Below are 10,943 nucleotides of genomic sequence, written 5' to 3'. Positions count from 1 at the left end.
TTGCCTCGAAAAGCCTGGCCGTCATCTCTGCGATGTTCCCTTATCCAGCGGCCCAGCATATTGGGGGTAATCCCAAGGCTTCGAGCAGCATCGGTTTGACTGTAGCCTTGATCCAGAACCAGGCTGATGGCATCCAATTTAAATTCTTTTGAGTACTTCTTTCGTGTGGTCAATTTCTTCATCTCCAGTTAGGGGTATTATCCTTAACTGGGTTGGTCTGTTCTATTAGGCCACGTCAGGTATCAATAAACCGCTGATGTTCCTGCGAAAATTAAGGAAACAAGTGACGAATTGTTAGCTATAATTAGCTGACGTAGTCATCAACCGCACGGACAGAAAAAGCCCACATGTGTTTGTTCGGAGTCGTATATGACGGACATTATTCCCTCCAAGTTGTTGAAACTGAAAGTTCTGGCGGAAGTTCCTCGCTCAGAGTTCTGTGACGCACCCAAATGTGACAATCCTGCGAATTCCGCTTCCCGATTGTCGTTTATTAAGAAACTACGGATGGGGCCCAAGAAGGACGCCAAGCCGGACAACCGGCGGAAGCCGATCGTCAAAGAGACCTTCAATGCTGCAGCCTGGATTCGTTTCGTCAACTCGCCGTCCCAGCCTATTTCGTTCTGGCTGGTATATCGGGATGAACGGGATGAGTTTGCGGTGATGCTGGACGAAGCCAAATTGAACGCTGGCTCCTCCACGATGCTGTCAGGCTGTGCCACTATCGAAGTTAAAGGTGAAATTGAGTATATGCGTGCCTGCTGCAGTGGTGCACGTGATGGTGAACTTTATTCAGTTGAAGAATTATATGTTCAGAAGGTCCGGGAAGAAGCGGGTAGCGCTTCCAGCCAGCGTACCGCCTGATAAAACTGATTTTTCACTGCTCATCTTCTCAATTACTTACCGGCACCTGCTCTGGAAATGCTAGTTTTGGAAATGGTAGCTCCGGAAACGGTAGCTTCAGAAACGGCAGTAATTGAATCATTTTCTGCGAGGGACATCGCTCCCTCAGCGGAAACTGCTCCAGACTTTTTTACGGTTTCATTGACCTCGCTATAACGATTGACCAATGATTTGGGCATGCGGTCCCAGGTCAATCCGGTTAAACGATCCAAAGCCTCTAAACCTTTATCGGACTTGAATTGCAGAAAATCGACGACCTTCGAATTTTGATGCATGCCGATGGTACTCCCGTTCCTAAGTTCTCGCCGACTGACGTCCTCAGCGGCCTAAAGATCCAACTGTTACCAGAAATAAAGCAGAACTCATGCCATATTTAAAATTCTATTAATTTCAAGAGGATACGGGAGAAACTTAATTGTGGAGGGAAACACAGTGTAAAAAACAGGAAAAAAAGTGACGTACAGCGTCAACTGGCAATCGGTTGTCGCTGTTTATCCATTTAACGATTGTCTATAGAAACTATGGATGCGACGGGTTTTGATGTGGTTAGTTTGTTGAATAGGGGCTCGTCAGGCGGAGTCAGAGCTTCTGCAGTTGGTCCATGCCTTCTCTGAAATTGAGGTTCTGCCCAGCTTTCTTTTTGATTTGTCTAAAGCGGCGCAGCGCCCAGTAAACCTGTCCAGTGTCCCGTAACTCTCGGACGTCATCCAGTGTGGTTTTGGAAAGGGGTTTCAGGCTGCCAAATTTAATCATGCCCAGTTCGACGACCTTATGAAGACCCATATAGGTGCCGATGACCACCGTCAGGACGATGAGAATAGGTAACACAATGTTGAGAAAGCCAGATTCCTGCATGTTCTTTTCGATTAGTCTTGTAAAGGGCGAAGGTTTCTTTTCAGGATAGTCAAAATCAAGGCAAATTCCGAGAGATACCTGAAATTCTGAATGGAATGATGGAAGTTTGTCGATACTCGAATAAATTGTAGCCATTTCCGGCTGCTTTGGTTCAGGTGGGTGGATATCCTTGACCTGATTTCTGATAATGCGTCAACTCAATAGAAAATGAAAAACGGTTGCGGATGTTTCTCTGCCAGTAGAAATTGTTGTTCTGGCTGAATCCGCGTCAAGCCATTGTAGAAAGAGATTAGTATAACTGTGACGACCGAAAACTTTGCAAATGAGGATGACGAGCGTAAGGCCAAGTTGGTTGGAGAAACCTCCCGCATTAGTTGGCGTGATCTGGAAGTGTTCTATGCCAAAGGGCAGGTGGTTGAGGTGGACGCCAGTCTTGATCTGATTGAGGCGGCGTTGGCTGTCAGTAAGGATGACAGTGAGAAGGTGAAACAATGGATGAGCCGGAAAATGGTGGGGCCAGTGGCACCTGAAACTGCGACAAAGTGGCATGAAGATCAGCGAGAGGTTTGGGCGGTTGTTGTCGCCCCCTGGGTGCTGGTACAGGATAAGGAGCTGGCGCAGTAGTGAAGCATTACTGAGAAGCAAGGAAAAGCAGGGCATGTGAATCCTGCTGGATGGACTACGTCGATCACCAAAAATGATAAAAACAGGAGAGAATATGACCCAGGAGTTGTTCAGAGAAGACAGCTATCTCCGTCAGGGAGAAGCCACTGTTGTGGCGGTGACGGAGCAGGGTGTGGAATTGGATCAGACGATCTTTTATCCCCTTGGGGGAGGGCAGCCGGGAGATACTGGTTACCTGGAAGGCCGTAATGGTCAGCAATGGCGAGTAACGGACACCAGAAAAGACAGAGAAAGTGGGCAGCATATTCATTTTCTGGAATCAACTGAAGGTCTTAAGGTTGGCGATATGGTTTCCATGTCCCTGGACTGGGATAGACGACATGTCCATATGCGGGTTCATACCTGTCTGCACCTTTTGTGTTCTCTGATTGACGCCCCGGTCACTGGCGGCAATATTTCTGCCAATAAGGGACGTCTGGACTTTGACCTGCCGGAGCCCCCGGAAAAAGAACACCTGACTGAACAGCTCAATGGGCTGATTCAGAAGCAGTATCCTGTGTCAAAGCGCTGGATTACCGATGAAGAACTCGATGCTCAGCCGGAGCTGGTCAGAACGTTGTCGGTTCAGCCACCCCGTGGAACTGGAAAAGTAAGGTTGATCAATGTGGAATCTGTGGATCTACAGCCCTGTGGTGGGACTCATGCTGCCAATACTGGTGAAATTGGAGAGGTACGTGTGACCAAGATCGAGAACAAGGGCAAAGGTAACCGACGTATAATCCTGGAGTTGCTCAGTGTCTGATATAGCCATAAAGGCATTTGCCGCAACCTTGCGAGGATGGGCCACGCCATTACTATGCAAACTTTCTGGCGTTGGAGTCCTGCTGCTTATGGCGCTGGTAATTGTTGCCGGTACCGCCAAAGCGGAAGACGTTGAGCCTTATGTTATTGATATCGGCAGCCTGCAATGTTTGACGGAGGGGGTTGATGCCTGTTCAGAAGAAGAGGTCGTGGAACCCTACGCTGTCCTCTACCGTGCGGGGTCCAAATGTCGCTATAACTGGCTTGATGGCCGTGCTGTTGGTGCTCGCTGGTTTGACCGTTGTGAAGCTGAGTTTATCGGCTCCCATGCCACTGTTTGTTCTGTGGGACGGGATGACAGGCTCGGGTGCGGTCTAATCGACAGGAAAGGGGAAATTGTTGTTCCTCTGGTATATGACGAAATTCGCCATCAGGAAGGGTTCTCGATTGTCGCCGTCAAGTATCAGGGTCTGTGGGGGTATTTCAGTATGGACAGAGAGCGCCTTCTGCTGACACCGCAATTCACAGAAGCCTCCGATTTTAGTGAGGGACTTGCATATGTCCTGCTTGATGTTGAAGAGCCGGAAGAACGATCCTGGATTATCAATGATCAGGGATTGCGGCTGGCAATGGTCCCCCGTCAGATTGAAGTCAAAGGCCGTTTCGTTGATGGGCTGGCACCTGCTGTGCTGGATGGAAAGTGGGGATATATCAACCGGTATGCCGAGTGGGCGATTCAGCCGCAGTTCTATCAGGTGACAGAGTTCTCTGACGGTATGGCCAGTGTCAAATATCAGAGTCGTCCGGAGTTGTGGTCAGTCGTTGATACCAATGGTGCCGGTATTGTGTTTTTTGAGGGCGGAGCTCACCGTCTGGGACAAGTGGTGAACGGTCAGGCGCCATTGTCGGTTCCCTGTACGAAAGATACTTCCTCACGGGGATTCTCTCCCTGCCATCATTATTGTATTGATCCGGTGGGGATGGCTGGAAGGCTACCCTGCGCCAAGTCGGAACCGGTGCAATAAGCAGGTTAGCCGATCTCTGTGTTGCGTAAGAAATGTCCTACAGGGAATACAGACAAGTAGTCTTTTACTGGTTAATGATAAGGTCTAATATTTCTTACCGTAAGGACAGCGAAACAACGTAAGGATACGATGCAGGGAAGCGGCATGGAAGACTTGAGGGCCATAGGAATTGGCACAAAGGAAGCGTCCTGACACCGAAAAGCACAGTATGGACACTGTGCTTTTTTTTCGTCTGTACCATGCTAAAGCCTGCAATATCCATTTTCCACTGTGAACTGGATTGTCTGCGCTGGGCTGGTGATAGTAGGCATTCAAGTCGCAGAAAGGTCAGGCGACTGTCTGATGATCCTTATCCGCAACACTCATAGTACGGGTCTTCATCACTGCAATGCCGACAACGGCAAGTCCGATAATTATCAGCACTGCGATACCGGATCCTGACCAAACTTCCGGGAACACTGTGATGACCAACGCCGTGGCTGCAACCCAGGCCCAGTCAATCCAGATGGTCATACGCGCAAAGCGCTTGCGTAACCCCTTATGAAGCCCCATCGCAAATAAGTCGACCGCCCATAGCAACAAAGCGATTCCCACTGCGAAATATATTTCTGCGCTAACTGTCCCCATCAATTCTGCCACCAGATCTGAAAACACGATCAAATCCAGCGCGAGAATCAGAGATAAAGTGCCGTCAAACATCAAAACTTTCGCTAGTTTGTTTGACGTTTTGTTCGAGCTGGCGGTTTTGTTTACTCCGATTAATTGTTCAATCTGTTGCATTGAGTTGCCCTCTACAGGTGGTTGTTTTCTCTAGGATGACTGCCTGACTATCATCAAAACCGAACAGGGGTATAGTGGGCAATTACCTGTCAGGTAATGGCGAAGCCTACGGTGTTTCGAAGTATGATGCGTTAGACAAAACCTATCATGAGCGTCAAATGGTAGATCACACAGGTTTGAGGAGATTGTTTTAGTGAGCGCATTTGGAACTTTGTTAAGGGAGATGCGAATCGCCCAGCGTTTCAGTCAACTGGACTTCGCACTGGAATCCGATGTGTCTTCCAAACATATCAGTTTTCTGGAAACTGGTCGTTCGATGCCCAGCCAGCATATGGTGTTGCACCTGGCACAGGTTCTGGGCGCAGATCTGGCCGGAACCAACCGTTTGTTGTCTGCGGCTGGGTTCAGTCAGGTCTTCAGCCATCAGGACCTCAATGCGCCGGAAATGAAAATGGTCAAAGAAGCCCTGGACCATATGCTGCTGTCTCATATGCCCTATCCGGCCATGGTATTTGATCAGGCGTACAATCTGATCAATGGCAATGCGGCCCAGTTTTTTCTGATTCAGCAGATGGTTGCACTTGGCGGGAAAATTGGTGAGCGTCCCAATATTCTGTTGGCGTTTCTGGACGAGGAAGGACTGAAGCCGTTTGTTGAAAACTGGGAGCAGGTGGCCTGTCATATGTTGCAGAGAATCCATCAGGAGCATCTGGCTGGTCCATACCGGGATCGGGAAAATGAGTTGCTGAACCAGGCTCTTGCGCTGCCGGGGATTCCGCCTGACTGGAAACACCATCGGGTGGAGAATCTTGATAAGCCGGTGGTGGCCTTTACCCTGAAGCTGGGAGAAGCCCGTCTGAATATGTTTTCCACTATTGCGACAATCGGGACACCGTTGGATGTGACCGCCCAAAGTATCCGTATAGAGCATTTCTTTCCTGCCGATGAGCCAACCCGAGACTACTGGATTCGACACTGCGCGCAATGAATTCCGTGACACTTGACTCGGTTGATTTTTGACAATAGAGTAAAAACTCTAATTGCGATGAGCGCTCAGTTATTAGCCTGAATCAGATGCTGATCTGAATTTGCCGCCGAATGGCAAGCTGGACTAAGGCAGCTTGATGACGGAGGAGCGGGCCGCAATGGATGCCACCGTGAAAGCGGTGAGAAGACCAATAAAACATGTGTCTCCATCAGAACTGAGCAGGTGCCGGGGCCGTTATGTCGTTACAGCAAATCAAGTTACAGGCCATGAGCCAGTCCAAACGCCTCTATGTCACGACCATGATGCAAGTGGTTGGAAGAGCGTTACAGTCGATTTCCGAGCAGGATGAGGAAATCCGGAAAATCACCAGTGTGTTTCCCGTGGGATTCGTCTTTTCCATGCAGGTGCTGCCTGAAGGGCCGGGATTTGCTTTACGCAAAAACGCTGACAACTCTCTGGCATTTCTTTCTGAACTACCTGAGGAAAAACCTGACCTGACGATCTATATCAAGCATCTGGAGCATGCATTCCGGATACTGTCTTTTCAGGAGAGTACGGCCAAGGCCTTTGCCAATGACCGGATGCTCGTAGACGGAGACATTTCCTATGCCATACGAATGACCAGGGCACTGAACCGTCTCGAGGCGTTTATTCTCCCGAAACTGGTGGCGCAGCTGGCCGTGAAGGAGTACCCGGATATCCCCCTGCCGGAAAAAGTGATTCACGGTGCCCGGATCTATCTGCGTGTGGCAACTAACCTTATCTCACAACAGGTGAAATTCGCATGAGCAAGGGTTTTTATGAATTCTTTTGTCCCGTCAAGGTGATTGCAGGCGAAGCGGCACTGGAACACATTCCTTTTGAATTGAGTGCTCTGGGGGCGTCAAAGCCGCTTCTGATCACAGATAAGGGCGTTCGTGGCGCGGGTCTGACAGATCATGTCACGGGGGCATGTGAAGAAAGTGGCGTTACAATGGTGGCCGTCTATGATGATGTGCCGCCAGACTCTTCAACAGATGTTGTTCGGGAAATTGCAGAGTTGTATCGCAGCAGTGGTGCCGACTCTATCATTGCCGTTGGTGGTGGCTCAGTGATTGATACCAGTAAAGGCGTGAATGTCCTGGTGTCTGAAGGTGGAACCGATATCGCCAAATATGCCGGTGCAGGGGTTCTCAAACGTCCTCTTAAGCCATTTTTTGTGGTGCCGACCACGGCTGGCACAGGATCTGAAGTGACCGCCGTTGCTATTGTGGCGGATAAGACAAAAGGCGTGAAGTTGCCTTTCGGGTCGCCTTTTTTACTGCCCAATGCGGCGGTGATTGATCCCAGAATGACGTTAACCCTGCCGCCGCATATCACGGCTGCAACGGCTATGGATGCACTGACCCATGCCACAGAGGCCTTTACCTGTCTGGCCAAGAATCCGCTGAGTGATGCCTATGCCACGGGTGCGATCCGCAAGATCAGTGATAACCTATTGAAAGTCATGGATAACCCTAAAGATGTAGAAGGGCGGCTGGAGCTTGCTCAGGCGTCCACCATGGCGGGGATTGCTTTCTCCAACAGCATGGTGGGGCTGGTTCATTCCCTTGGCCATGCGACCGGCGCAATTTGCCATCTGCCTCACGGGATGTGTATGAGCCTGTTCCTGCCTTACGTACTCGAATACAACCTGTCAAAAGGGGAAAGCCGGGAGGCTTTGGCGGAGTTATTGTTGCCGTTGGCAGGCGCCGAGGTATACGCCGCAACCCCAGAAGGGCAAAGGGCAGAAAAAGCGATTGCCACCATACGTGATTTGCGCGAGGAGCTATACGATCGCTGCAAGCTTCCCCGGACGCTGGAAGAGACCGGCAAAGTCGGTCGGGATCAGTTACCGCGAATCGCGGATATGGCGTTGGATGACGGATCTATTATGTTCAATCCGGCTGAGGCAGACTTCGACGAAGTCCTGAGCGTTCTTAATCAAGCCTGGAATTAGGCTTCACGTTGCCTGAGACGGTGATAATCCGTTCAAGATAGTTACTTTAAAACCTCCCTTGGGAGGTTTTTTACGTTTTGATGGGGGGAGAGGAGCTGTGGACAGTCAGCTTCTACAGCATGTGACGGCTCTGGTGGAGCTTGATGGAGGCATTGACTCTGTCCATCAGTTGTCCCCAGGTTTCGATGCCTTCGGCCATGGCTTTCTGCAAGCAGATGAGCGCAAGTTCTGCCGTGGCCATGGCGTCACAGGTGGCGTGATGACGTTCGGCAACTTCAAGTCCGAAGTGCTCAAGCCAGGCATCAAGTCCCTTCAGCTGCCTGCTGAGGTCGGGGAAGAAGGCCTGGCAGAAATCTGCGACATCGTAACATGGAAGTCTGGCACTGGCTCCCAGCCATTTTTTGCTCTCTTTTTCCAGCATATGCTTGTCGAATCGTGCATGGAATGCCAATAAAGGTGCTCCGGAAGCATACTCAAGAAATTCTCTGAGTCCCTCTTGCGGGGTCGTACCTTGTTGCAGTTCCTGGGGCGACAGGCCGTGTATCAGAACGTTCTCATGATCCATGTCGACGCCTGGGTCAAAAACACGCTCGAATGACTGCATAAGGTTGATCTTCAATTGAGCGATCTCAACAGCCCCAATGGCGATGACCCGATCTTTGCGGATATTCAGTCCGGTGGTTTCCACATCCACCACCACCCATCGAGTCTGGTCCAGGCGTTCAGTGGAGGCAGGGGGAGACCATTTGCTGGTGATATCGTTCATGGGACTCCTTCTCGAATGATTTAGTCCTGAGTAAAGCGCCTGAAAGGGATTATAGGACGTCATATTTGTCAGTTTTCTGGCGGATTAAAGCTGAAAGTTCCATGCGAGTTTCCTCTGTAGTCTCTGTGCCTGTCGAAATGCTTCCTTGAGGATTCGCTCGTCCAGGTGGTTGAGTTCGTCAGGGTCTACCAGATTGGAGAGTTCGTTCCCTTCCTTTTTCTGGCCCAAATGCTGTCTCAGTCTGAGTAATTGAATGAAACTGTAGGCTTCTTCCCACGCGCCTGCGTCTTTTTCCTCCACCACATTTGTCTGGACCAGTTCGCGAAGTCTGTGCAGTGTGTTGGTAGGGGTTAATCCGTGTGCCAGACATAATACCCGGGCCGCATCCACAAACGGCGTCAGCCCCTGGGTTTTAAGATCCACCCCCTCCCTGCCGTTTTCTTTTCTGGTGACAAAACCTTTGAATATTCCCAGAGGGGGACGATTCTCCAATGCGGCACCGGCCAGCATCTTCTGAAAAATGGAGTTTTGCTGGATGCGTTGTCTGACACCTTCAAACATGTTGTCAGCCAGTTCTTCCGGTCCCCATTGTGTTCTCAGGTCAAAGAAAATACAGGAGTTGAGTACATTCTGTGGCGTTGCAGAATCGATGAACTGGTTAAACCATTGATTCCACTCGGTTGTGCTCAGACAGAGTTTGGGATTTCCCGCCATGATATTGCCTTTGCACAGAGTGAATCCACAGCGATCCAGGTCCTCATTGATGTGGCGGGCAAGTGGCAGAAAACGCTGCCTGATATCGTCTGCCTGAGCTGGATCGTCAACCTGAAAAATCAGGCCGTTATCCTGGTCTGTAAGTAGCGTTTGCTCCCGTCTTCCTGCGCTGCCAAAGGTTAGCCAGGCAAAAGGCACATCAGGATGGGGAATCTTTTTCGCGGCCAGACGGATCACCTGTCTGGTGGTGTAATCGTTCAGCAGGGACAGTATTCGGTTGATCTGCTCCGCACTGGCACCATGAGCAATCATGGTTTGGATCAATCGCGCCACGTCTGCCTGCATTTCAGCCAGGCTTTCAACACTGGGGGCGTTGGCCAGTGTGCGTGCAACATGGACCAGGTTAACTCTCTGCAGCGAGAATAGATCCCGCTCGGAAACAACCCCTTTTAATCGTTTGTCATCGGCGATGAGAACATGGGCGAAATGATGTTTGGCCATGACTAGGGCGGCATCAAAGGCTGTGGCTGAAGAGGGGAGAAATACCGGGTCTTTGTTCATCACCTCGGAAATAGGGGCATCGAGGTCTGCCTTCGGGTTTGCCACCAGATGTCGTAAATCCCGCAAGGTGAAAATTCCCAGCGGTTTTCTGTCAGGGTTGATAATGACCATGGAGCCTATTCCCCGGTCATCCATGGTTTTGACGGCCTGCCGCACGCTGGTGTTCGGTGGGCAGGAGATAACCTCGCGATGCAGATAGTCTTTCAGTGGGGTTTCCAGAGAATATTCATCCCCCAGATGAGACTGGGCCTGAGTTTGCACATTGCGGTTGACCTGTTCCAGCAAGCCACTGATTCCCCTCAGGCAGAACTCTCTGAATACGCGGCTTGTAGAAACTATCTGTGTAAAGTGCGCCTTGTCACAGGTTATACAGAATGTGTCTTCCATCGCTTTATGGACGGTTCTGGTAGGGCGCTCACCCAATAGTGCGGCTATGGGAAAGCAGGCACCCGGACCAATATCAAAGGTAGGATGGACGTCTCCATTTTTGGAAGTCACACGTTCGCCGACGATATAGCCTTTCTTGACGATATAAAAACGTGACGGGACTCCGTCGTCAGGCGACAGAATAATGGTCTCTGCTGGAAAGTATTCGACTGTGGATTTTTCCAGGAGTGTAATCAGATCCCTGTCATCCATTTGATTAAATGGGGGGGACTGTCTCAGACTATCGATCAGGGCGCGAATATTTCGTGGAACAGAGTCAACTTTGTCGGGATCTGTAGATGAGGGAGCGGTAGTATGTGCCACCGGGTCGCCGGATGTGTTTTTTTTATCTATCATTGCCTGACTCTTTTTTATCCATTTTTGCTCTGGAGACGGTTGAATCCTATTCACCTTTGGTTGTAGTCAGACCAATATCGTTGCAGATATAACAAATTGGGCGTAGATAAGATATATGACCTATTGTTTTTATCGGACTCAACGCCTAGTCTTGTGGCCCTGATC

13 protein-coding genes are annotated in these 10,943 nt (G+C 50.2%); 7 read left to right on the top strand and 6 right to left on the bottom strand.

The genetic code is table 11. The features are described 5' to 3' along the window. Window positions 1–173, bottom strand: a 173-nt coding sequence (locus tag F566_RS32975; protein ID WP_033416312.1) for a transposase, incomplete at its 3' end; no start/stop codon positions are given. A 196-nt stretch (window positions 174–369) separates the two neighbouring features. Between F566_RS32975 and F566_RS0114515 the strand changes: the two genes are divergently transcribed. After that, window positions 370–864, top strand: a complete 495-nt coding sequence (locus F566_RS0114515; protein WP_020407727.1) for a hypothetical protein — start codon at window positions 370–372, stop codon at window positions 862–864. Between the two features lie 32 nt (window positions 865–896). Here the strand turns inward: F566_RS0114515 and F566_RS0114510 are convergent, their stop codons facing one another. Both F566_RS0114510 and F566_RS0114505 read right to left on the bottom strand, forming a co-directional pair. Further along, window positions 897–1,178 carry a hypothetical protein gene (locus F566_RS0114510; RefSeq protein WP_020407726.1) on the bottom strand — a complete coding sequence of 94 codons (282 nt, stop codon included), beginning with the start codon at window positions 1,176–1,178 and terminating at the stop codon, window positions 897–899. Window positions 1,179–1,482: 304 nt separating this feature from the next. Beyond that, the gene (locus F566_RS0114505; RefSeq protein WP_020407725.1) at window positions 1,483–1,893 is read right to left on the bottom strand and encodes a hypothetical protein; all 411 of its coding nucleotides are present in this window, start codon (window positions 1,891–1,893) and stop codon (window positions 1,483–1,485) included. 165 nt (window positions 1,894–2,058) lie between these two features. Here F566_RS0114505 and F566_RS0114500 point away from each other — a divergent pair, with 165 nt between their 5' ends. The 3 genes from F566_RS0114500 to F566_RS0114490 all read left to right on the top strand — a co-directional run bounded on the left by F566_RS0114500 (window position 2,059) and on the right by F566_RS0114490 (window position 4,208). After that, complete coding sequence (locus tag F566_RS0114500) at window positions 2,059–2,382, top strand: DUF2288 domain-containing protein (RefSeq protein WP_020407724.1); 324 nt, start codon at window positions 2,059–2,061, stop codon at window positions 2,380–2,382. Between the two features lie 94 nt (window positions 2,383–2,476). Continuing rightward, window positions 2,477–3,184, top strand: a complete 708-nt coding sequence (locus F566_RS0114495) for an alanyl-tRNA editing protein (RefSeq protein WP_020407723.1) — start codon at window positions 2,477–2,479, stop codon at window positions 3,182–3,184. Beyond that, on the top strand, window positions 3,177–4,208 hold the full coding sequence (locus F566_RS0114490) for a WG repeat-containing protein (protein WP_020407722.1): 1,032 nt from the start codon (window positions 3,177–3,179) through the stop codon (window positions 4,206–4,208). Before F566_RS0114495 ends, F566_RS0114490 begins: the two co-directional genes overlap by 8 nt. Before the next feature lie 327 nt (window positions 4,209–4,535). Here the strand turns inward: F566_RS0114490 and F566_RS0114485 are convergent, their stop codons facing one another. Then, complete coding sequence (locus F566_RS0114485; RefSeq protein WP_020407721.1) at window positions 4,536–4,988, bottom strand: hypothetical protein; 453 nt, start codon at window positions 4,986–4,988, stop codon at window positions 4,536–4,538. 193 nt (window positions 4,989–5,181) lie between these two features. Here F566_RS0114485 and F566_RS0114480 point away from each other — a divergent pair, with 193 nt between their 5' ends. From F566_RS0114480 to F566_RS0114470, 3 genes are all read left to right on the top strand, one after another. Next, a complete protein-coding gene (locus F566_RS0114480; protein ID WP_083921090.1) occupies window positions 5,182–5,976 on the top strand; it encodes a helix-turn-helix domain-containing protein in 795 nt (264 codons plus the stop codon). A gap of 236 nt (window positions 5,977–6,212) precedes the next feature. Continuing rightward, complete coding sequence (locus tag F566_RS0114475) at window positions 6,213–6,764, top strand: hypothetical protein (RefSeq protein ID WP_020407719.1); 552 nt, start codon at window positions 6,213–6,215, stop codon at window positions 6,762–6,764. Continuing rightward, window positions 6,761–7,954 (top strand): iron-containing alcohol dehydrogenase, encoded by a 1,194-nt coding sequence (locus F566_RS0114470; protein WP_020407718.1) that lies wholly within the window; start codon window positions 6,761–6,763, stop codon window positions 7,952–7,954. The genes F566_RS0114475 and F566_RS0114470 overlap by 4 nt, the downstream gene beginning before the upstream one ends. Before the next feature lie 112 nt (window positions 7,955–8,066). Here the strand turns inward: F566_RS0114470 and F566_RS0114465 are convergent, their stop codons facing one another. Together F566_RS0114465 and F566_RS0114460 are read right to left on the bottom strand one after the other, a co-directional pair. Continuing rightward, window positions 8,067–8,720 (bottom strand): 3'-5' exonuclease, encoded by a 654-nt coding sequence (locus tag F566_RS0114465; RefSeq protein ID WP_020407717.1) that lies wholly within the window; start codon window positions 8,718–8,720, stop codon window positions 8,067–8,069. Between the two features lie 84 nt (window positions 8,721–8,804). After that, the gene (locus tag F566_RS0114460; RefSeq protein ID WP_020407716.1) at window positions 8,805–10,778 is read right to left on the bottom strand and encodes a putative nucleotidyltransferase substrate binding domain-containing protein; all 1,974 of its coding nucleotides are present in this window, start codon (window positions 10,776–10,778) and stop codon (window positions 8,805–8,807) included. Window positions 10,779–10,943 lie beyond the last annotated feature (165 nt).

The organism is Hahella ganghwensis DSM 17046 (assembly GCF_000376785.1).
Taxonomy (GTDB): Bacteria; Pseudomonadota; Gammaproteobacteria; order Pseudomonadales; family Oleiphilaceae; genus Hahella; species Hahella ganghwensis.
The sequence above is the reverse complement of the archived record's forward strand: the minus strand, read 5'-3'. Positions and strand labels throughout refer to the sequence as shown.

Excerpts from the sequence above, each read along its gene's own strand:
- F566_RS0114495 (WP_020407723.1), top strand. The coding sequence starts at position 2,477 with ATGACCCAGGAGTTGTTCAGAGAAGACAGCTATCTCCGTCAGGGAGAA.
- F566_RS0114505 (WP_020407725.1), bottom strand. The coding sequence starts at position 1,893 with ATGGCTACAATTTATTCGAGTATCGACAAACTTCCATCATTCCATTCA.
- F566_RS0114460 (WP_020407716.1), bottom strand. The coding sequence starts at position 10,778 with ATGATAGATAAAAAAAACACATCCGGCGACCCGGTGGCACATACTACC.
- F566_RS0114475 (WP_020407719.1), top strand. The coding sequence starts at position 6,213 with ATGTCGTTACAGCAAATCAAGTTACAGGCCATGAGCCAGTCCAAACGC.
- F566_RS0114470 (WP_020407718.1), top strand. The coding sequence starts at position 6,761 with ATGAGCAAGGGTTTTTATGAATTCTTTTGTCCCGTCAAGGTGATTGCA.
- F566_RS0114465 (WP_020407717.1), bottom strand. The coding sequence starts at position 8,720 with ATGAACGATATCACCAGCAAATGGTCTCCCCCTGCCTCCACTGAACGC.
- F566_RS0114485 (WP_020407721.1), bottom strand. The coding sequence starts at position 4,988 with ATGCAACAGATTGAACAATTAATCGGAGTAAACAAAACCGCCAGCTCG.
- F566_RS0114510 (WP_020407726.1), bottom strand. The coding sequence starts at position 1,178 with ATGCATCAAAATTCGAAGGTCGTCGATTTTCTGCAATTCAAGTCCGAT.
- F566_RS0114515 (WP_020407727.1), top strand. The coding sequence starts at position 370 with ATGACGGACATTATTCCCTCCAAGTTGTTGAAACTGAAAGTTCTGGCG.